The organism is Pseudomonas sp. MIACH, assembly GCF_001269925.1.
Taxonomy (GTDB): domain Bacteria; phylum Pseudomonadota; class Gammaproteobacteria; order Pseudomonadales; family Pseudomonadaceae; genus Aquipseudomonas.
Map to the genome: position 1 here is coordinate 6,608 of NZ_LHVO01000034.1, position 24,425 is coordinate 31,032.

Sequence of the window (24,425 nt, forward strand, 5' to 3'; positions counted from 1 at the left end):
TCACGAAACCACCTCCCCAACCACCACACCGTCCAACCACCACCGCGCCAGTCCGTGAACATTCGGCGCTTTGAGCAGCGTGAAGTGATTCCCCGCGCCATACCAGACCTCCAAAGCGCTGCCCTGCTTGCGCCACCCCTCGATCATCCCCGCCTGCTCCCGCTGATTCCCCGCTGCATCCAGCGCCGGGTCCTCGGCCAGCACCAGGCGCACCACACCGTCATAGCGCCGCGCAGGCCGATACACCGTGCGCAACGCCGCCCCATAGGTACGCGCCGGCCCCGCCATCGCGTCCACACTGGCACGGGCCGGCAACAGCCCCACGCCGACCATCCCCCCATGCAACGCCTGCTGTTGCGCCACGTCATCACGCCCGGCAAAGTCCACCAGATCAATGCCCAACGATTTGCCCGCCGCCAACTGCATGGCCTCGATCAAGCGCACCAACGCCGCCGTGGTTGTATAAGGCCGACCCGCGCCACCCGGCGCCTCACTGTCGATCACTGTCAACGACGCCACTTCGCGCCCGGCCGCCTGCAAGCACAGGGCGATTTCCAACGCGACCCAACCACCAAACGAATGCCCGACCAGGTGCACCGGTCCATGCGGATACTCGTGCTCCAGCGCGGCCAGATAACAGCGCGCTGCCGCCTCGACCTGACTGTGCGGCACCGCCTCGCCATCCAGGCCCCGGGGCTGTAAGCCAAACAGCGGCCAGTCACGTCCCAGCGCTTCGCTCAAGCCCACAAACCCGGTGACACTGTCCCCTGCCCCCGGCACGCAAAACACCGGCGTACGCCCTGCCCGCCCACTCTGGATGCGCAACAACGGCTGATGCACCGCACATCGCACCGGCTCACTTGCCAGTAACGCCTGGGTCATCGCATGGCCCAGGTGCTGGATATGCGGCGCCTGCATCATGCTCTGGTGGTCCCCCGGCACGTCCACCCGACGCAATTGGCCAGGCGCCAAGGCATCGTCCCACCCCAGCGACTCACTGCGCCGCGCCAACTCGGTCGGTCGCTGCTCGGCACTGAACAGATGCACCGCAATCGGCAGCGCAAACAGGCTGTAATGCGCCAGCGCATGCCCATGCCCCACTTCCCGCTGGATAAAACTCAAGAGGTCCGCGTCCGTAGCCGCCGCCATTTGCGCGTATAGCAAACCTTGATCGCGACAGCGTTGCAGCAGACCCGCAAAGTCCAGCTGTCCAAGCTGTGCCTCCAGTTGCTCAATCCTCGCCAGTTCATCCACACCTCCCTGTGCGTTCCAATAGGCGCTGCACTGCAACAGCAAATGCCGTTTGAGCGCGTCCGGCCCGCTCCAGCGCGCCTTGCCCTGGTCGGTCATGCGCGGCACGTAGCTGTCGATCAGGCCGAGGAACGCCACCGGTTCGTCCAGCCCGAGCAATTGCATCGCCACTTCGTAAGCCAGCACACCACCAAACGACCAGCCGGCAATCCGATAGGGGCCATGGGGCTGGAGGCCGCGAATCAGGCCGACCATGCGCGCCGCCAGGCCTTCCATGGTGTTCAGGTGCGCCTCACCGAGTGCCACGCCCGGCAGGCCATAAATGGGATAGTCACCGGGCAGGTGCTGGCCCAGCGCAGGGAAATACACGTCCATGCCACTGAACTCATGCACCAGAAACAGCGGCGCCTGCGAGCCGTTGCTGCGCACCGTGATCACCGAGGTATCGCGTACCGGCGCATGGGTGCGCTGGCCTAACATGGCGGCGACCGACGCGACGCTGGCGTGCTGGAACAACTCGGCCAGGGACACCTGCAACCCCGCCGCTTCCATCAGGTTGACCAAGCGAATCGCAAGCAACGAATGGCCGCCCAGTTCGAAGAAGCTGTCATGCCGGCCGACCTGCTCCAGCTTCAACACCTGGGCCCAGAGTTGGGCCAGGGTCTGCTCCAGGGCATCGGCCGGCGCTTCAAAGTCGCGGCGGGCCAAGGCTTCCAGGGCCGGGGCCGGCAAGGCCTTGCGGTCGACCTTGCCGTTGGCCGTCAAGGGCAACCGCTCCAGCGGCACATAGGCCGACGGCAGCATGTAGTCCGGCAGTTGCGCATGCAGATGGGCGCGCAGGCTGTCGATAGCGACGGGCTCGGCCGCCCAGGTGAAATAGGCCACCAGGCGCTTATCACCCGGCGCGTCTTCGCGAGCCAGTACCACCACGTCCTGAATGCCTGCATGGGTCGCCAGGCGCGCTTCAATTTCACCCAGTTCGATACGGAAACCACGGACCTTCACCTGGTCGTCATTACGGCCAATGCACTCCAGCAGTCCCTGTGCATTCCAGCGGCCGAGATCGCCGGTGCGGTACAGCAAGGCGCCCGCATTGAAGGGGTCTTGCACAAACTTTTCAGCGCTCAGGTCCGGGCGATTCAGATACCCCTTGGCCACGCCGTCGCCGCCGATGCAGATCTCACCCACCACACCCATCGGCACGGCCTGCAACTGCGCATCCAGCACATGCACCTGGGTGTTGGAGATCGGCCGGCCCACCGGCACGCTGTCCGCGTCGTCGGCCAGTGCGCGCACTTCATAGGTGGTGGCGTAGGTGGTGGTCTCCGTCGGCCCGTAGCAATGCACCAGGCGCAGCGCGGGGGCGCGCGCCAGCAGGCTGCGGAAGGCCGCCGGGTCGGCACGCTCACCGCCGCACAGCAGGATGCGCAAACCGGCCAGGGCGTCGGGGATCAACTGCACGTACTGGTTGAACAGCGCCGTGGTCACGAACAGCACCGTCACGCCCTGCAACGCCCGGCCAAAGGCGCCCGGGTCGAGCAAGGTGGCGTGGTCGATCACCTGCACCTGGCCGCCGTTGAGCAACGGGCCCCAGACATCCATGGTGCTGGCGTCGAACGCCGGGTTGGAGGCGAAGGCCACGCGGTCGCTGGCAGTGAAGTCGGCATAGCCGTTGTTGAGCACCAGCCGCGTGATACCGCGATGGGGCACCAACACGCCCTTCGGTGTGCCGGTGGAGCCGGAGGTGTACATGATGTACGCCACGCTGTCGCTGGATTGCGACAGGTCCGGGTTGTGACTCGGTTGCGGGTCGAGGGCCAGGGTGTCGAGGTCCAGGCGCCGTGCCGGGTAGTCGACGGCCATGTCGCTGCGCGTCAGCAGCCAGGCTGCGCCGCTGTCCTGCAGCATAAAGGCCTGGCGTTCGGCCGGAGCGTGGCTGTCCAGCGGCACGTAGGCGGCAGCGCACTTAAGCACGGCCAGTTGACTGACCAGCAGGTCCAGGGAGCGCGGCAGCAGGATCGCAACGTTATCGGCCGGACGCACCCCAAGCCCCAGCAGGTGATGGGCCAGGCGGTTGGCGCGCAGGTTCAGTTCGCCGTAGCTCAAGGCCTGCTCGCCCTGCAATACCGCCACTGCGTCGGGCCGTGCCTGGGCTTGGGCTTCGAACAGGCGCTGCACCGTGTGCTCGCGTGGGAATGGGCGGTCGGTGGCATTCAATTGCAGCAATTGACGACGTTCGGCAGCCGGCAGGATCGGCAAGCGGCTGATGGCGATGTCGCTGTTGTGTTCCAGCGCCTGTACCAGTTGTTCAAGGGCGATGTTCAGGTACCCGCAGACACGCCGGGCACCCGCCCCCCTTGCCTTCAGGCTGAAACCTTGGCCCAGGTCATCCACGCTCATGGACAGGCCGTAGTTGCTGTGTTCCTCGGCCTTGAGCAATTGAATGCCCTGCCACGCCTCGGCCACGCCACCGGCTTGCGGCGCACTGTGGCGATAGTTGAACAACACACTGAACAACGGCGTCGCCACCGGCACACCGCTGCAACGCTGGGCCAGGGCCAAGGGCGCATGTTCGTGGCTGAGCAGTTGCGTCAGACGCGCGTGGGTGGCACGCAACGCGCTGCGTACCGCGTGCTCACCCAGGTCGACCCGCAGCGGCAACGTATTGATAAACACACCCATGGCGCGCTCTGCGCCTTCGCCACCTTGCAGGCGACCCAGCATCACCGTGCCGAATACCACCTGCGCGCGACCGCAGACCTTGCCCAGCACCTGGGCCCAGGCCAGGTGCATCAGGCTCGCAGCACTGACGCCGGCCTGACGCGCCTGGGTCCGCAGGCGCTCGCTGAGTGCAGGCTCAAGCGTCAGTTGAGCCGACTCATCAGCGCCCAGGTCGCCGACCAGGGTGGGCTCATCGATGTCGCCGAGCATGTCGCGAAAGAACGCTTCGTGACGGTCACCGCCGGCACGGGTCTGGGCCACATAGTTGCGATACGGTACCGCTGCGCCCAACGTGTCCTGGGTGCCGAGCAGGAAGGCCTGCATCTCGTGCTGCAGGATGTCCAGGGCCACGTGGTCCATGACCAGGTGATGGAACAACAACGTCGCCACCACACGCTGGGATTGCTGGGTGTAGACCAGGCGCATCAAGGGCGCCTGCGCCAGGTCCAGGCGCGATGGCAGCGGAGCGCTTTCAACCCGCAGCGAGGCTTCGCGCCACACCACTTGCAGCGGTTCTTCCAGGCCGTCCCAGTGGAACGACGAACGCAGGATATCGTGGCGTTGGATCACGGCCTGCAACGCCAGGGCAAACGCGTCCAGGCGTTGGCGCGAATCAAACGCGAACTGCGCCCGCAGCACATAAGCATCGCCGTCCTGCACTGCGCGGTGCTGATAGAGCATGCCGGCCTGCAACGGCGCCAGCGGGTAGATATCCTGCACATTCGCCGCACCACCGGGGATGCTGGCGACAATACGGTCGATGGCGGCTTGATCCAGTTGGACCAGCGGCAATTGGTCCGGCGTGATCACCGTGCAACCTTCAACGATGCCATTGACCGGCACCGGCACTTCACGCCCGCCCCCGAGTGCCGCCGCAAGGGCACACAGGCTTGGCTGGCCGAACAGTACTTTCACATCCGCCGACAACCCAAGGCGGCGCAGACGCCCCATCAGGCTGACCGCCAGCAGCGAGTGCCCACCCAGTTCGAAGAAGTTGTCGTGACGCCCCACGCGCTCGACGTTGAGCAACTCGGCCCACAGGCTGGCCAAGGCGATTTCCGTATCGCCCTGGGGCGCTTCGTACGCGCGCACCACCACCGAGTCGGCACCGGGCGCAGGCAGGGCCTTGCGGTCGAGCTTGCCGTTGGGGCTCAGGGGTAACGCCTCGATGTGGACAAAAATCGCCGGCACCATGAACTCCGGCAGGTGTTGCAGCAGATGGCCGCGCAGGGCTTCGATGTCGCTGCGCACGCCGGTGTAGTACGCCACCAGGCGCTCGTCGCGGGCGATCACCGCGGCTTCGTTGATTGCCGCGCACTCGATCAGGCGCGCCTGGATTTCCCCCAGTTCGATACGCAGGCCGCGGATTTTCACCTGGTCATCGTTACGCCCCAGGTATTCGATAGTGCCATCGGGCAAATAGCGGCCGACGTCACCCGTGCGATACATCCGTCCAGCACTGAACGGGTCGTTGAGGAAACGCTCGGCGGTCAGCTCGGGGCGGTTCAGGTAACCCCGCGCCACTTGCACGCCGCCGATAAACAACTCGCCGACCACGCCCAACGGCACCGGCTGCAACTGCCCATCCAGCAGGTACAGGCGCGTATTGGCAATCGGCTTGCCAATGGGGGTGTTGTCCGGCGTCACCATGCCCGCGCAGTTCCAGGCGGTCACATCCACGGCGGCTTCGGTGGGGCCGTACAGGTTATGCAACTGGCTGCCGGGCAATTGCTGCTTGAAGCGGCGTACCAGGCTGCCCGGCAACGCTTCGCCGCTGCATATCACCCGCACCAATCCAGCGGCCTGGCTCACATCGCCATGGGCGAGGAACACATCGAGCATCGACGGCACGAAGTGCAAGGTGCTGATCTGTTCGGCCTCGATCACGTCGCACAGGTACGCCGGGTCTTTATGCCCGCCGGGGCGCGCCATCACCAGGCATGCGCCGGTGCACAGCGGCCAGAAAAACTCCCATACCGACACGTCGAAGCTGAACGGGGTTTTCTGCAAGACCCTGTCTTGCGCCGTCAGCCCATATTCGTCCTGCATCCACAGCAGACGGTTGACCACTGCGGCGTGGTCGTTGATCACGCCCTTGGGTTGGCCGGTGGAGCCGGAGGTGTAGATCACATAGGCGCCCACGCCCGCTACACCGGGGTTGTCCACGGGTTGTCGCTGCCAGCCCGACTGATCCAGATCGATCACCGCCACCTCGCCCAACAGCGGCCGCGTGGCCGCCTGGGCCAGTACCACAAGCGGCGCGCTGTCGGCCAGCATGTAGGCAATACGCTCCTGCGGATAGGCGGGGTCCAGCGGCACATACGCGGCGCCGGCCTTGAGGATCGCGTACAGGCCGATGACCATGTCCAGGCCACGTTCCACACAGATCGCCACCCGCGCATCCGGCTGCACACCGAGTTCCAGCAGGTGATGGGCCAACTGGTTGGCGCGGGCGTTCAGTTCGGCGTAAGTCAGGTGCTGGTCGCCGGCCTTGAGTGCAATCGCATCCGGCGTACGCACCACCTGGTCTTCGAACATCCCGTGCAGGGTCTGGTCGAGGTTGTAGTCCACCTGGGTGGCGTTGAAGTCGAACAGCAGATGCTCGCGCTCGCGGGCATCCAACAGCGGCACATGCGCCAGCACCGCCTGGTCGTTATCGACCATGGCCTGCAACACCCGCGTGAAGTAGCCGACGTAACGCTGCACGGTCGACTCATCAAACAGTGCCACCGCGTACTCCAGCGCACCGAGGATCGTGCCCTGCACTTCTCCCAGGTTCAGCGACAGGTCGAACTTGGCGAAGTGGCTGTTCTCGACGATGCCCTCCAGCGCCAGGTCGCCCAGGGCCAGGGTCGGTGCGCTGCTGTCCTGCCAACTCAGCAAGGTCTGGAACAACGGGCTGTGGGCCAGGCTGCGCACCGGCCGAGTGAGTTCCACCACCTGTTCGAAGGGCAGGTCCTGATGGGCCTGGGCCGCCAGTGTCAGCGCCTTGACCCGCGCCAGCAACGCCTCGCTGCTCAGCTCGCCCGAGGTGTCGATGCGCACCGCGAGGGTGTTGACGAACAGGCCGATCAGCCCTTCCACCTCGCTGCGCGTTCGGTTGGCCACCGGCGAGCCGATCACCACATCCTGCTGCCCGGACAGCCGCGCCAGCAATGAGGCCCAGGCCGTCATCAAGGTCATGTACAACGTGCTGCCATGGCGCTGGCTCAAGGCCTTGAGCCCGGCGGTGAGGCGTGCGTCCAGGCGCACCTCGACACTGCTGCCGGCGTAGTCCTGCTGCGCCGGGCGCGGGCGGTCGGTGGGCAGGCTGAGCAACGCTGGCGCACCCGCCAGGGCCTGCTGCCAATAACTGCCCTGGCGTTGCAGCACTTCACCGCTGAGCCACAAACGCTGCCACACGGCAAAGTCGCCGTACTGGATCGGCAACGGCGGCAAGGGGTCGGGTCGGCCATGGCTGAAGGCCTGGTACAGCGCCATCAGCTCGCGGGTGAGCACGCCCATGGACCAACCGTCGGAGACGATATGGTGCAGGGTCAGCAACAGCACATGGTGCTCGTCCGCCATCACCACCAGGCGCCCGCGCAGCAGCGGGCCGCGCTCCAGGTCAAACGGCGCCGAGGCTTCGCCGTGGATCAACGCATCCAGGGCCTGCTGCGGCTGCGGGTGGCGACGCAAGTCCTGCACTTGCAGCGGCAGTACGTCTTCGGCGGCAACGATCAGCACCTGGGCTTCGTCGCCGTGCTGGGCGAAGCGGCTGCGCAGGGTTTCATGCCGCGCGACGATCCGCGCCAGCGCCCGCTGCAAGGCCTGTACATGCAATGCTCCGCGCAGGCGCAAGCCGATGGGAATGTTGTAGGCGGTGTTGGCGCCTTCCATCAACGCCAGGAACCACAGGCGCTGCTGGGCGAACGACAGCGGCAACGGTTCCTCGCGGTTGGCCGGCAGAATATCCGGCAAGGTACTGCGACCGGCCTGGGCCAGCACGGCGGCGACGGCCGCCAGCTCGGCATTGGCAAACAGGTCGCTGAGCAACAGTTCCACGCCCAGGCGCTGGCGAATCTGCGAGACCATGCGCATCGCCAGCAACGAATGCCCGCCCAGCTCAAAGAAATGATCATGGCGCCCGACACGCTCGACCTGCAGCACATCGGCCCAGATCTGCGCCAGCAGGCTTTCGATCTCGCCTTGGGGCGCTGCGTAGCCACGGCTGAACACCGCCGTCATGTCCGGCTCCGGCAGGGCCTTGCGGTCGATCTTGCCATTGCTGGTCAAGGGCAGCGCATCGAGTTTCATAAAGGCGACCGGGACCATGTAGTCCGGCAAATGCGCCAGCAGATGGGCGCGGATATCGCCGACGGCCAGCGCGTCGAACTGCGGATTTTCCGTGTAATAGGCCACCAGCCGCTCTTCACGCACCAGCACCACGGCTTCCTGAAGGCTCGGCAACTGGTTGAGCTGGGTTTCAATTTCGCCCAATTCGATGCGCACGCCGCGGATTTTCACCTGGTCATCGTTACGCCCCAGGTAGTCGAGATTGCCGTCCGGCAGCCAACGCGCGAGGTCGCCGGTGCGGTACATGCGGCCGGGGTTGAACGGGTCTTGCAGAAAGCGTTCGGCGCTCAATTCGGGACGGTTCAGATAACCGCGCGCCACGCCCTTGCCGCCCACGTAGACCTCACCCGCCACCCCCAACGGCACCGGGCGTTGCTGGGCGTCCAGCAGGTACACCGTGGCATTGGCGATGGGCTTGCCGATATGCAAGGCCTGCCCGGCCTCGACCTTGCCGGAGGTGGCGACCACCGTGGCTTCGGTGGGGCCGTAGTTGTTGATCAGCTCAAAACGCTGCGCCCGCCCGAACTGACGCAGGCGGTCGCCGCCGATCAGCAAGGTGCGCAGGGTCGGGTGTTCGATCTGCTGGCTGAAGGCGTACTCGGCCACCGGTGTCGGCAGGAACCCCACATCCAGCGGCTGCGCGCACCACCAGGCCAGCAGTGCGTCGATGTCTTCAGGGCCGTCATGGGCCGGGGGCAGGTGCAGGGTCGCGCCGACACACAGCGCCGGCCAGACTTCCCAGGCCATGGCATCGAAGCCGAACCCGGCAACGCTGGCGGTGTGGCGCCCGGCGCAGAGGTCGAAGGCGCGGCAATGCCAGTCCACCAGGTTCGTCACGGTGTGGTGCTCGACCATCACGCCTTTGGGCAGGCCGGTGGAACCGGAGGTGTAGATCACATAGGCGAGGTTGGCCGGGCTGACAGCGACGCCAGGGTTGCTCGCTGTATGGTGGTGCCAGGTGTAGCGATCCAGGTTGATCACCGGCACGTCCAGCGTCGGCAGTCGTTCCAGCAACGCGTGTTGGGTCAGCACCGCCACCGGGGCGCTGTCACTGAGCAGGTAGGCCAGGCGCTCGGCCGGGTGGGACGGGTCCACCGGCACGTAGCAGGCGCCGGATTTAAGGATCGCCAGCAACCCGGCCAGGGTGTCCAGGCCCCGGCGCGCGACGATGGCCACGCGGTCATCGGGCTTGACCCCCAACGCCAACAGGTGATGGGCCAGCAAGTTGGCTTGCTGGTTCAGCTCGGCGTAGGTCAGTTGGCGGTCGAGATGCACGGCGGCAATGGCATGCGGTGTCAGCGCGGCCTGGGCTTCGATACGTCCATGCAGGGTGGTGCCCTGGGGGAAATCCACCGCGGTGGCGTTGAACTGCTCAAGCAGCAGGCGTTGTTCAGCAACCGGCACCACCGACAGCTGGTTCAACGCGGTCGTCGGCGCCTGCTCCAGCGCCGTCACCAGGTTTTCCAGGGCGGTTTGCAGGTAGGCGCAGACGCGCTGCGGGTCCACCTGGGTACTGGCCAGCAGGCTCAGGCCAAAGCCGTCGCCGAGGTCATCGACGCTCAGGGTCAGGGGGTAATTGGTGCGTTCCTCGGCACTCAGGGCGGCGATGCCCTGCCATGCCGACACCGCCTCGGCGCTGGCCGCGACAGCGCTGTGGCGATAGTTGAGCAACGCGCTGAACAGCGGCGTGGGCGCGATAACCCCGCTGCAACGTTGGGCCAGGGCCAACGCCGCATGTTCATGGCGCAGCAGCGTAGTGAGCCGGGCATGGGTGGCCTTGACCCCGGCGCGCACGTCCTGGCCGTCCACGTCCACGCGAAACGGCAAGGTGTTGATAAAGATCCCCAGGGCACGCTCGGTGTCATGGCTGCCCTGCATACGGCCCATCAATACCGTGCCGAACACCACCTGTTGCTTGCCGGCCAATGCGCCCAGCACCTGCGCCCAGCCCAGGTGAAACAGGCTCGCCGCGCTGACCCCCAACTGCCGCGCCTGGGTGCGCAGGCGCTGACTCAACGGTGCCGCCAAGGGCAGGCTGAGTTCGCGGATACCGCGCGCATCGCCCTGCACGTCCTGCAAGCCGAAGGGCAACGTCGGCTCACTGATATCGCCGAGCATCTGGCGGAAGAAGTGCTCGTGCTCCTGCTCGCTGATGCCCAACCGCGCCTGCGCCACATAGTTACGAAACGGCACCGCCTGGCCCAGCGTCGCGCCCTGCCCCAGCAAGCACGCCTGCAGTTCATGGCACACCACCTCCAGGGCACTGTGGTCCAGGGCCATATGGTGGAACAGCAAGGTGGCGACGATGCGCTGGTTGGCCGGATCAAACGCGCGTACCAGGCGCAGGAGCGGCGCCTGGGTGACGTCGAGGCGATAGTGGCGGGCGTCGAACAAGGCGTGCAGTTGGGCGGCAATCTCGCCGTCGGCCGGGTCCAGTTCCAGAGCCTGCACCGGCAGGCACGCGCGGCGCCACACCACTTGCGACGGCTGTTGCAGGCCCTCCCAGACCACGCCGGTGCGCAGGATGTCATGGCGATCCATCACGGCTTGCAGGGCCTCGGCGAACGCGTCGAACCGCGCCAGGCTGTCGAACGCGAACTGCGACTGCATCACATACGGGTCGCCCTGTTCGGCGCTGACATGGTGAAACAGAATGCCTTCCTGCAACGGCGCCAGGGGGTAAATGTCCTGGATATTCGCCACGCCGCCGTCGACGGTGGCGACGATGCGGTCGATCTCATCCTGGTCCAGGTGGGACAACGTCAGCATGTCCGGCGTGATCCGTTCGGTGCCCGGCGCAATTCCGTTGGCCGGCACCTGGACGTCACCGGCCTTGGTCGCCGAGTATTCGCCGGCCTTGATCAGCTCGATCAGCCCCGGTTTGTGCTCACGCAACGCGGCAAGAATCGCCGGGGCGCTCAAAGCCTGCTTGTTGCCTTGCACCGACAACTGCTCGCCCTTGAGCGCCAGTTGGATGTCCTTGGTTTTCAGGGTTGCCAGCAGCTCAAAGAGGCTCACAGGACGATCTCCATTCGTTCGGTCATTGCGGCGTAGCCGGCCAGGGTCGGCTGTTCGAACAGCGCCCGGACATCGGCTTCCATGCCTTCCTGGCGCAAGCGCCCGATCAAGCTCACGGCGAGCAGCGAATGCCCGCCCAGTTCAAAGAAATTATCCTGGCGCCCTACCCGCTCGACATTGAGCAGCTCGGCCCACAGCCGCGCCAGCAGGATCTCGGTGTCACCTTCGGGCGCTTCGTACTCGCGCACCTGCAGCGCCTGCATGCCGGGCGCCGGCAGGGCCTTGCGGTCGAGTTTGCCGTTGGGGCTCAGGGGCAGCGCGTCGAGGTGCACGAACAGTGCGGGGACCATAAAGTCCGGCAGGTGCTGCAACAGTTGGGCACGCAGTTGCTCGATATCCGTGTGGGTACCGGTGTAGTACGCGACGAGCCGGTCTTCACGGGCGACCACCGCCGCTTCGTTGACCTGCGGGTGCTCCAGCAGGCGCGCCTGGATTTCTCCCAGTTCGATGCGCAGGCCACGGATCTTGACCTGGTCATCGTTGCGGCCCAGGTACTCGATATTGCCGTCCGGCAGGTAACGGCCGAGGTCGCCGGTGCGATACAGGCGACCGTTGCTGAATGGATCCTCAAGGAAACGCTCGGCCGTCAGTTCCGGACGGTTGAGGTAACCCCGCGCCACCTGCACACCACCGATAAACAGCTCGCCGACCACCCCCAGCGGCACCGGTTGCAACTGCCCATCCAGCACATACAGGCACGTATTGGCGATGGGTTTGCCGATCGGCGTGTTGTCCGGCACATCGGGGCGCGTACAGTTCCAGGCGGTCACGTCCACGGCGGCTTCGGTGGGGCCGTACAGGTTGTACAGGCCGATCCCCGGCAACTGCTGCTTGAAGCGTCGCACCAGGCTGCCCGGCAGCGCTTCGCCGCTGCACATCACCCGCTGCACACCGGCCGCCTGGCTGACATCACCGTGGGCGAGGAATACATCGAGCATCGACGGCACAAAGTGCAAGGTGGTGATCTGCTCGGCTTCGATCACATCGCACAGGTAGGCCGGGTCTTTATGCCCGCCGGGACGCGCCATCACCAGGCGGGCGCCGGTGAACAACGGCCAGAAGAATTCCCACACCGACACGTCGAAGCTGAACGGGGTTTTCTGCAGCACCGCATCGTGGGCCTTGAGGCCGTAGGCGTCCTGCATCCACAGCAGCCGGTTGACGACCCCGGCGTGTTCGTTGATCACGCCTTTGGGCTGGCCGGTGGAGCCGGAGGTGTAGATCACGTACGCCTGGTTGCGGGCACTGAGGCCCGGTACCTCGGGGTTGCTCGCGCTCTGGTGCTGCCAGTCAGGCTGGTCCAGGTCGATCACCGCGGCCTCGCCGAGCAACCCTCGGGTCGCGCGTTGCGCCAGCACCACCACCGGTGCGCTGTCGTGCAGCATGTAGGCGATGCGCTCCTGCGGGTAAGCCGGGTCGAGCGGCACATAACCGCCGCCGGCCTTGAGGATGGCGAACAGGCCAATGACCATGTCCAGGCCGCGCTCCAGGCAAATCCCCACTCGCGTCTCCGGTTGCACTCCCTTTTCGCGCAGGTGATGGGCCAGGCGGTTGGCACGCTCGTTGAGTTGCCGGTAGGTGAGGTGTTGCTCTCCCGCCTTCACTGCAACCGCCTGCGGCGTGCGCATGACCTGGGCTTCGAACAGGCCGTGCAGGGTCTGGTCGAGGTCGTAGTTCACCTCGGTGGCGTTGAAGTCCACCAGCAGTTTTTGCCGCTCCTCGGCGCCCATCACCGGCAGTCGATTGAGCGCCTGGTGCGGCGCCTGCTCCAGTGCATCAACGAGGCCAGCCAGGGCCGTTTGCATATAGGCGCAGATCCGTTGCGCGTCTACCTGGGCCAACGCGGTGACATCGTAGCCATCGCCCAAGTCGTCCACATTCAAGGTCAGCGGGTAGTTGGTGCGCCCGTCGTTGACCAGGGTCTGCATGCCCTCCCAGGCGTGTTGCGCATCCTCGGAACGGGTGGCGGCACCGCGATGGCGATAGTTGAGCATCGAACTGAACAACGGCGCCGGCGCGGCCACGCCGCTGCAACGCTGGGCCAGGGCCAGGGAAGCGTGCTCGTGGCCGAGCAACGCGCTGAGCCGTGCGTGGGTGGTGCGCACGGCTGCACGCACGCCTTGGGCATCGATATCCAGGCGCAGGGGCAAGGTATTGATAAATACGCCGAGGGCGCGGTCGGCCCCCTCACCGCCTTGCAGGCGACCCACCAGCACCGTGCCGAACACCACACTGTGGCGCCCCGAGGTGGCCGCCAGCACCTGGCCCCAGGCCAGGTGGAACAGGCTCGCCGTACTCACCCCAAGCAGACGGGCCTGGGCCCGCAGGCGGCGGTTAAGGTCGCTGTCCAATTGCAGGCAGTGCGCTTCGATCGCGCTGCCGTCGCCGCGCACATCCTGCAGGCCAAAGGGCAAGGTGGGTTCGTCGACATCACCGAGCATGCCGCGGAAGAACGCTTCGTGCTCCTGCTCGCTGACACCCAGGCGCGCCTGGGCCACGTAGTTGCGGTACGGCATCGGCGCGGCGGTGGGCGCCGGGTGGCCGAGCAGGTAGCCCTGCATTTCCCGCAGCACCACGTCGAAGGCGGTGTGGTCGAGGGCGATATGGTGATAGAGCAGGACCGCCACTACGCGCTGGTTGGCCGGGTCTTCGGCGTAGGCCAGGCGGATCAGCGGTGCCTGGCTGATGTCCAGGCGGTAGCGCCGGGCGTCGAAGCGCTCATGCAGGCCGGCCAGTACATCGCCTTGCAGGTGCACGTGTTCAAGTGGCAATTGAGCCTTGCGCCACACCACTTGCAGCGGTTGCACCAGGCCCTCCCAGACCACCCCGGTGCGCAGGATATCGTGGCGATCGATTACCTGTTGCAGCGCCTGGGCGAAGGCGTGCAGACGCTCGACTCGGTCAAACGCCAGGTGCGACTGCAGCAAGTAGGGGTCGCCCTGCTCGGCCGTGAGGTGGTGGTACAGAATGCCTTCCTGCAACGGTGCCAGGGGGTAGATGTCCTGCACATTCGCGGCGCCGCCGGGCACGCGGCTGACGACCTGGTCCAGGGTCGATTGGTCGAGTGTCACCAGGGACAGCAGGTCCGGGGTGATGCGCTGGCAATCTGGCGTGATGCGGTTGGCCGGCACCTGCACTTCGCGACCGCTGCCCACCGCCGCTGCCAACGCGGCCAAGGTCGGCTGGCTGAACAGCACGCGCACATCGGCGCTCAGGCCGGCCTGGCGCATGCGCTCGATCAGGCTGACCGCCAGCAACGAATGGCCGCCCAGTTCAAAGAAGTGATCGTGGCGCCCCACCTGCTCGACCTGCAAGACCTCGGCCCAGAGCCGGGCCAAGGTGGTTTCCACAGCGCCTAGCGGAGCTTCATAGTCACGGCTCAGCACAGCGGCCTGATCCGGTGCCGGCAGCGCCTGGCGGTCGAGTTTGCCGTTGGCGGTCAGGGGCAGTGCGTCGAGCTTCACGTAGGCCACCGGCACCAGGGCATCCGGTAAGTGCGCTTGCAGTTGCTCGCGCAGGCTTTCGATCGACAACGGCTGGTGTTCGGTGAACCAGGCCACCATGCGGCCCTCGCGCACCAGCACCACCGCTTCGCCCACCCCTGGCAGCGCTGCCAGGCGGCTCTCGATTTCGCCCAGTTCGACGCGTACGCCACGGATTTTCACCTGGTCGTCGTTGCGCCCCAGGTACTCAAGGTTACCCTCGGGCAACCAGCGCACAAGGTCGCCGGTGCGGTACATGCGGCCGGGGTTGAACGGGTCCTGCAGGAAGCGTTCGGCGGTCATCTGCGCACGGTTCAGGTAGCCCCGCGCCACGCCGCTGCCACCCACATACAGTTCACCGGCGACCCCCACCGGTACTGGTCGCAAGTGCTCATCCAGCACGTAGACGCACGCGTTGGCGATGGGCCGACCGATATGCAGCGCCTGCCCGGCACGCACGCGCCCGGAGGTGGCGACCACCGTGGCTTCGGTGGGCCCGTAGTTGTTGATCACGGCAAAGCGCCGCTCCTGGCTGAACTGGCGCAAGCGGTCGCCGCCGATCAGCAGCAGGCGCAAGGTGGGGTGGTGCAAGTCCTGGCTGAACGCATATTCGGCCACGGGTGTGGGCAGGAAGCTGACGTCCAGCGGCTGCGCCAGCCACCAGGCGAGCAGCTCATCGATATGTTCATTGCCCAGGTCAGCCGGCGGCAGGTGCAGGGTGGCGCCCACGCACAATGCCGGCCACACCTCCCAGGCCATGGCGTCAAAGCCAAAACCGGCGACGCTGCTGGTGTGGCTGACGGCACTCAGGCCAAAGGCTTCGCAGTGCCAGTGCACCAGGTTTTCCACGGTGCGGTGTTCGACCATCACGCCCTTGGGCTGGCCGGTGGAACCGGAGGTGTAGATCACATAGGCCAGGTGCGCCGCAGTCAAGGCGGCGATCTGCGGATTGCTGACGTTGGCGTGCTGGAGGTCATCCAGGTCGAGGCTGGCGACGCTGCCCAGCAGCTCGCGGGTGCTCGCTTGTGCCAGCACCGCGACGGGGGCGCTGTCCTGCAACAAGTAAGCAATGCGCTCGGCGGGATAAGCCGGATCAATCGGCACGTAAGCTGCGCCCGCCTTGAGGATCCCCAACAACCCCACGAGCATCTGCGGGCCACGGCGGCAGCACAGGGCGACGCGGTCGTCCGGCTGCACCCCCAGCGCCAGCAGGTGATGGGCCAGTTGGTTGGCGCGTTGGTTGAGCTGCCGATAGGTCAGGGATTCGCCGTCCTGCACCACGGCAATGGCGTGGGGTTGGCGCTCGGCCTGGACTTCGAAGGCACCGTGCACGGTGTGCCCGGTGGGGAAATCCGCAGCCGTGGCATTGAACTCGCGCAGCAGGGTTTGGCGTTCGCTGGCCGGGAGAATATCCAGCAGGTTCAGCGAGGCTGGCGCGGAATTTTCCAGGGCGTCGATCAGTTGCCCGATGGCGTTCGTCATGTAGTCGCACAGGCGTTGGGCACCGATGCGCGGCACCGCCAGCACGCTGAGGCCGAAGCCTTCGCCGAGGTCGTCCACGCTCAGGGTCAACGGGTAGTTGCTGCGCTCTTCACCGCCCAACAGCTGCACGCCGGCCCAGATGCCGTGGCCGTCGCGGGCCATCTCACCGGGGTTGCTGTGACGGTAATTGAGCAAGGCGCTGAACAGTGGCGTGGCGGCCGCCACGCCACTGCAACGCTGGGCCAGGGCCAGGGAGGCGTGTTCGTGGCCGAGCAAGGCGCTCAACCGTCCATGGGTGGCCTTGAGCGCGGCAACCGCGTCGGTGGCCACATCCACCTTCAGCGGCAAGGTGTTGATGAACATCCCCAATGCACGGTCGGCGCCATCGCCAGCCTGCATGCGGCCCATCAACACAGTGCCGAATACCACCTCGTCACGCCCGCAGACGCGCGCCAGCACCAGCGCCCACGCCAGGTGCATCAGGCTCGCCGCACTGACGCCGCGCAACCGCGCCTGTTCGCGCAGCCTGCGGGCCAAGGCGGCATCCACGGCCTGCTCGGCCTCTTCGATAGCGCGTCCGTCACCCTGCACGTCCTGCACGCCGAAGGGCAAAGTGGGCTCGTCAACCTCGGCGAGCATCGCACGGAAGAACTGTTCATGTTCGTCCACGCTCACACCCAGGCGCGCCTGGGCCACGTAGTTACGAAACGGTGTGGGCACAGGCAAGTCCTGCGCCGTGTTGAACAGGAACGCGCCCATCTCCTGGCCCACCACCGCCATGGCGGTATGGTCCAGCGCCAGGTGGTGGAACAGCAGGATCGCCGCCACCCGGTGATTGGCCGGGTCCTGGGCGTAGACCATGCGCAGCAGCGGCGCCTGGGTGATGTCCAGGCGATAGTGGCGCGCATCGAAACGCCCATGCAGTTGTTCGAGGATGTCGCCGTGCGCCGGGTCCAGGTCAATCGCCTGAACCACCAGCGGCGCCTCACGCCAGACCACTTGCACGGGGCTGTCGAGGCCTTCCCAGACCACGCTGGTGCGCAGGATATCGTGACGGGCCGCCACCTGTTGCAACGCGCCCATGAACCCCTGCAACCGCTCCAGGCTGTCGAAGGCCATGCGCGATTGCAGCAGGTACGGATCGCCCTGCTCGGCGCTGATATGGTGGTACAGAATGCCTTCCTGCAATGGCGCCAGCGGGTAGATATCCTGCACATTGATCGCGCCGCCAGGCACGCTGGCGACGACCCGGTCGATGGCCGCTTGATCAAGGTCCACCAGGGTCAGCATCGACGGCACTATGCGGGTGCAGCCCGAGGGAATGCCATTGGCCGGCACTACAATCTCACGGCCACTGCCGACTGCCGCCGCAAGTGCCGCCAGGCTGGGCCGATTGAACAGCACACGCACATCGGCGCTCAGGCCGGCCTGGCGCATGCGTTCGATCAGGCTGACCGCCAGCAACGAATGCCCGCCCAGTTCGAAGAAATGGTCATGGCGGCCCACGCGTTCGAGCTTGAGCAGGTCCTGCCAGATCTGCGCCAGCCGGGTTTCCACCTCGCCTTCCGGCGCCTCATAGCCACGGCTGAGCAGCGCGCTTGCATCCGGCACCGGCAGGCCCTTGCGATCCAGCTTGCCGTTGGCGGTGAGCGGCAACAGTTCCAGCCAGACATAGGCCGACGGCACCATGTAGTCCGGCAACTGGCCGTGCAGATGGGCGCGCAGCGCTTCGATCGGCAGCGGCGCGTCAGCGGTGTAGTAAGCCACCAGGCGCTTGTCGCCAGGCTCGTCTTCACGCACCAGCACCACGGCGTGGGTCACACCGGCAAAGGCCGCCAGGCAGGCTTCGATTTCGCCCGGCTCGATGCGGAAACCGCGAATCTTCACTTGCAGGTCGTTGCGGCCCCGGTACAGCAAGGTGCCGTCGGCCTGCCAGCACGCCAGGTCACCGGTGCGGTACAACAGGCCCTCGCCGAACGGGTTGGAGACAAACTTCTGCGCCGTCAGTTGCGGCTGGTTCAGGTACCCCGTGGCCACGCCCGCGCCGCCGATATACAACTCGCCAACCACGCCCAACGGCAGCAACTGGCGGTGCGCATCCAGCACATAGGCCTGGGCATTGGCAATCGGCCGGCCAATCGGAATACCGCCCTCGCCCACGTGGGTAATGTCATGGATGGTGGAAAAGGTCGTGGCTTCGGTCGGCCCGTAGCCATTGAGCAGATGCTGGGGCCGGCCGTGCTTGAGCACGCGGTCGATCACCAGCGGGTCGAGCACATCGCCGCCGACGATCAGGTAACGCAACTGCGGGAACACCGGCATCAGCGCATCGGCGTACTGGTGGAACAGCCCGGCGGTCATCCACAACACGCTGACGGCCTGCTCCTGCAGCAACGCGGCAAACGCGGCCTGGGACAACAGCACCGCCTGTTCGACCACGACCACACAGCCGCCATTGAGCAACGGCGCCCACACGTCGAGGGTGCTCGCATCGAACGCGGGGTTGGAGGCAAACGCCACGCGGTCGCGCGGGTTGAACTCGGCATAGCCGTTATTGAGCACCAGGCGCGAGATGGCGCGGTGCGGCACTTGCACGCCTTTCGGTGCGCCGGTGGAGCCGGAGGTGTAGAGGATGTACGCCACGCTTTGCGATGACTGCACCCGCTCCGGGTTGCGCGGCGACTGCGCCTCCAGATTGAGGTCGGCCAAGCTCGTGAGCACCCGTTGCGCACCGCTGTCCTGCACGATAAGGGCCTGGCGTTCGAGCGGCGCGTTGATGTCCAGCGGCACGTACACGGCGCCGCACTTGAGGATCGCCAGTTGGCAGATCAGCAAGTCGAGGCTGCGGGGCAATGCAATCGCCACACTTTCCCCCGGCTGCACACCCTGGTTGATCAGGTGATGGGCCAGGCGGTTGGCGCGGCGGTTGAGGTCGCGGTAGCTCAGGGACAATGACCCCTGCACCGCCGCCACCGCTTCGGGACGCGCCAGGGCCTGGGCTTCGAACAGTTGAGGCACGGTGAGCTGCGACGGGTACTCGCGGGCGGTGGCATTGAAGTCCACCAGCAATTGGTTGCGTTCGCCGGGCGGCACGATCGACACGGCCAGCATCGGCGTGGTCGGCGCCTGTTGCAGCGCGGTCACCAAGTGACGCAGGGCGGTGAGCATATAGTCGCCGACACGTCGCGCGTCCAGCGTAGCCACACCTTGCACAGTGAGGGCGAAGCCGCTGCCGAGGTCATCGACGTTAAGCACCAGCGGGTAGTTGCTGCGCTCTTCAGAACTGAGAATCTGGATGCCGGCGGCGGCAAACGGACTGTCTCCCGGCACATCCTCCGGCGCGCTGTGGCGGTAGTTGAGCAGCGTGCTGAACAACGGCAACGAACCCGGTACTCCGCTGCAACGCTGGGCCAGGGACAGCGGCGCGTGCTCGTGCGCGAGCAAGTCTGCCAGGCGCGCGTGGGTCGCGCGCACTGCAGCCTGCACGCCGACGGTGCCGACGCTGACCCGCAGCGGCAAGGTGTTGATAAACATGCCCAGGGCGCGGTCGGCACCCTCGCCACCCTGCATGCGCCCAAGCAGGACGGTGCCGAACACCACCTCCTGCTGCCCGGAGACTTGCCCCAGCACCTGCGCCCAGGCCAGATGCACCAGGCTGGCGGTGCTCACGCCCAATTGCCGCGCCTGTTCGCGCAGGCCCAGGCTCAATGCCGGTTCCAGCGGCAGGTGCGCTTCGACGATGCCGCTGCCGTCGCCATTCACGTCCTGCAGACCAAAGGCCAGGGTCGGCTCGTCGATATCGCCCAACATCTCGCTGAAGAACGCTTCGTGCTCGGCCTGGCTGACCCCAAGCCGCGCCTGGGCCACGTAGTTGCGGTACTGCACTGCATCCGGCAGTTGCGCGCTGCGGCCGGACAGGCTGGCACTCATCTCCTGCACCAGCACTTGCAGGGCGGTGTGGTCGAGCAGGATGTGGTGCAGCAGCAGAATGCCGACGAAACGCCCCTGGTCCTCGGCGTAGGCAAGGCGCATCAGCGAGGCGCGGGACAGGTCGAGGCGATAGTGGCGTGGGTCGAAGCGCTGTTGCAGGTGCGCCAGGGCATCGACACCTGGGGTTTCAATGCGCTCAACCGCCAGCGGCGCCTGGCGACAGACCACTTGCACCGGCTCGTCCAGGCCTTCCCAGAGGATCGCCGTGCGCAGGATGTCGTTGCGCTCGATCACGCTGTGCAGCGCCTGGATAAAGGCGTCCACCGCCGCCTGATGGTCAAAGCCCAACTGCACCTGCAACACGTAGGGATCGCCTTCGCTGGTTGCCAGGTGGTGATAGAGGATGCCCGCCTGCAACGGCGCCAGGGCGTAGATGTCCTGCACATTGCCGATGCCGCCGGGCACGCTGTGGAGGATGTGATCGATGGCGGCCTGGTCGAGGTCGATCAGCGCCAGCATGTCCGGGGTGATGACCTGGCTGTGGGTCTGGATCGGGTTGGCCGGGACGTGCACCTGCCGTTGCCCGCCCACCGCCGCCGCCAGCGCGGCCAACGTCGGCTGGCCAAACAGCACACGCACATCGGCGCTGAGGTCCACCTGGCGCATGCGCTCGATCAGCTTGACCGCCAGCAGGGAATGGCCGCCCAGTTCGAAGAAATTGTCATCGCGACCGATACGGTCGAGCTTGAGCAAGTCCTGCCAGATCGTCGCGATGGCGGTTTCCACGCTGCCCTGGGGGGCTTCATAGCTGCGCCGGGCCAACGCATCGGCATCGGGCGCGGGCAAGGCCTTGCGGTCGAGTTTGCCGTTGGTGGTCAACGGAAAGGCGTCCAGCAGTACGAACGCGCTGGGCACCATGTGGTCGGCCAGGCTCAGCAGCAGGTGGTCACGCAGCGCCGCGACACGGGTGTCACCCTCGGCAATTACGTAGGCCACCAGGCGTTTGTCCCCCGGTTGATCTTCCCGGGCGATCACCACCGCGTCACGCACACCTGGGGCGGTGGCCAGACGGGCCTGGATTTCGCCGAGTTCGATGCGGAAGCCACGGATCTTCACCTGGTCGTCATTGCGCCCCAGGTATTCGACGCTGCCGTCGGCCAACAGGCGTCCGAGGTCGCCGGTCTTGTACATCCGCAGCCCCGTGGCCGGATCGTTCAGGAAGCGCTCGGCGGTCAACTCATCCCGATTCAGATAACCCCGCGCCACGCCGGCGCCACCGACGTACAACTCGCCGACCACGCCAAACGGCAGCGGCTCGCGGTGCGCGTCCAGCACATACAGTTGCAGGTCGGGAATGCGCACGCCAATCGGGCTGACCCCGACCAGCTGCGCGTCTGCCGCTTCCAGCGCGCGGTACGTCACGTGCACGGTGGTTTCGGTGATGCCGTACATGTTCACCAGTTGCGTACCGGCGTTGATCGTCCGGGCGTACCACGGCTTGAGCATCCCCGGCTCCAGGGCCTCGCCACCGAAAATAACCTGGCGCAGGGAATGGGCCTGGGGGCTCTGGCCCTGGGCGGCAATCAGTTGGCGGAACGCGCTGGGGGTCTGGTTGAGGATGCTCACGCCGGCCTCGCAGAGCAGCGTGTAGCACTCGTCCGGCGAGCGGCTGACCAGTTGCGGCACGATCAGCAACTGGCCGCCGTGCCTCAGCGCGCCCCAGATTTCCCACACCGAGAAGTCGAACGCGAAGGAGTGAAACAACGCCCATACATCGTTGCGATTGAAGCCGAACCAGTGCTCGGTGGCGCTGAACAGCCGCGCCACCTGGCGATGTTCGATCATCACGCCTTTGGGCTGGCCGGTGGAGCCGGAGGTGTAGATCACATAGGCCAGGCTATGCGGGCTGACGCTGACGCGCGGATTGACGATGGACTCACCGCGCAGGCCATTGAGGTCGATCTGCGCCAGGTCGCCGACCAGATGCCGGGTGTTGGCCTGTACCAGCACGGCCAGGGGTTGGCTGTCGCCGAGGGTATACGCGATGCGCTCCAGCGGGTAGGCCGGGTCGATGGGCACATAGCCCGCGCCAGCCTTGAGGATGCCCAGCAGGCCGATGATCATCTCCGGGCCACGTTCCACGCAAATGGCCACGCGATCATCGGCGCGGATGCCTTGGGCCAGCAGGCGATGGGCGACCTGGTTGGCGCGCTCATTGAGCTGGCGGTAGGTGAGACGTTGCTGCTCGAAACGTAGCGCGATGGCGTCAGGCTGGGCGGCGGCGTGGGTTTCGACTTGCTGGTGGATCAGGGCGCTGTCGGCGTAGGTGTGCGGGGTGTGGTTGAGGGTGTGCAGCAGCTGCTGACGCTCTTCCTCGGGCAGGATTTCCAGGCGATTGAGTGGCGTCTGCGGCGCGTGTTCCAGGGCCTGGGCCAGGCTCTCCAGCGCGGTGTGCAGGTAACCCGCGACACGCTGCGCGCCGATGCCCGCATCGACCATTACCGTCAGCGCAAAGTCTTCGCCCAGGTCATCCACATTGACCGTCAGCGGGTAGTTGGTGCGCTCCTCGGCGCCCAATACCTGGATGCCCTCGGCGACCTCGATCACTTCGGCCATGTCGGTGGCGGCGCTGTGGCGATAGTTGAGCATCGCACTGAACAGCGGCGTCGGTGCCGCGACTGCGCTGCAGCGCTGGGCCAGTGCCAGGGACGCATGTTCGTGGTTGAGCAACGCGGTGAGACGTTCGTGGGTCGCCTTGACCCCGGCGCGTACGTCCTGCCCGTCCACATCCACCCGCAGTGGCAAGGTGTTGATGAACATGCCCAACGCCCGTTCACCGCCCTCACCTGCGCCCATGCGCCCGAGCATCACCGTACCGAACACCACCGCGTCGCGACCGGAGACCACGCCCAAGACGCGGGCCAAGGCCAGGTGCAGCATGCTCGCCACGCTGACCCCCAATGGCCGCGCCAAGCTGCGCAGGCGCCGGCTCAGAGCGCTGTCGACGGGTATGCGCGCCTCGTCGATCCCCTGGCCATCGCCCTGCACATCCTGCAAACCGAAGGGCAAGGTCGGTCCATCGATATCCGCCAGCATCTCGCGGAAAAACGTTTCATGGGCCTGCTCGCTGACCCCATGGCGCACCTGGGCGATATAGCTGCGAAACGCCACCGGCTCGCCGGCCTGGTCTTGCTGGCCTGCCAGGTACAACTGGATTTCATGGCGCACCACATCCAAGGCGGTATGATCGAGGATGGTGTGGTGGAACAACAGCATGGCAACCACACGCTGGTTGGCCGGATCCTCGGCAAACACCAGGCGCAGCAGCGGCGCCTGGCTCAGGTCCAGGCGGTAAGTACGCGCGTCATAGCGCGTCAACAAGCGGTCGAGGGCATCGCCACCACTGAAATGCGCCTCTTCACAGGCCAGGGTTGCCTTGCGCCACACCACTTGCAGCGGCTCATCAAGGCGCTCCCAGGCCATGGAGGTGCGCAGGATATCGTGGCGATCGATCACCCATTGCAGCGCCTCGGCAAACGCCCGCAGGCGCGCACGGCTGTCGAACACAAACTGCGCGTGCAACACATACGGATCGCCCTGCTCCGCCGAAAGATGGTGATAGAGCATGCCCTCCTGCAACGGCGCCAGCGGGTAGATGTCCTGCACGTTCGCCGCCCCACCGGGGATCGCCGCGACGATACGGTCGATGGCCGCCTGGTCGAGATTGACCAGCGGCAACATGTCCGGCGTGATGCGGTAGGCCGGACTCAACCAGTCCCCGCCATGCTCGGTCACCAGCGTGAGCAACTGCGGTTTATGGGCGATCAACTGATCCCACAACGCATCGTCCAACGCCTCATCGTCACCCAGGACAATCAGGTCGTCTTCTTCCCTTTGCAGACGGATCGCATGGGTGGAAATCGCTGCCAATAATTCGCTGAACTGCATGGGGTAACCTGCCTGATAAGTCACGGTGGAGAAGAAAGTCCGTTTTCAGCTGCCGCTTGGATCGGGTGTGCTGGGTGCCCGGTGAAAAAAGTGCGGGCGCAGCCGGGGGGCCTGGAGGGGCTTCCGGCAGGGTTGGAAAATTAAGGGATTCAGGCGGTGGGGGGTGACATGGGAAGCGGGGACAAGCGGGATCAGGGC

At 66.0% G+C, this 24,425-nt stretch carries 2 protein-coding genes; both read right to left on the reverse strand.

Going from position 1 to position 24,425, the window contains the following annotated elements:
- Complete coding sequence (locus AD670_RS14590) at positions 1 to 11,325, reverse strand: non-ribosomal peptide synthetase (RefSeq protein WP_053133413.1); 11,325 nt, start codon at positions 11,323 to 11,325, stop codon at positions 1 to 3.
- The gene (locus AD670_RS14595; protein WP_053133416.1) at positions 11,322 to 24,227 is read right to left on the reverse strand and encodes a non-ribosomal peptide synthetase; all 12,906 of its coding nucleotides are present in this window, start codon (positions 24,225 to 24,227) and stop codon (positions 11,322 to 11,324) included. Before AD670_RS14595 ends, AD670_RS14590 begins: the two co-directional genes overlap by 4 nt.
- Positions 24,228 to 24,425 lie beyond the last annotated feature (198 nt).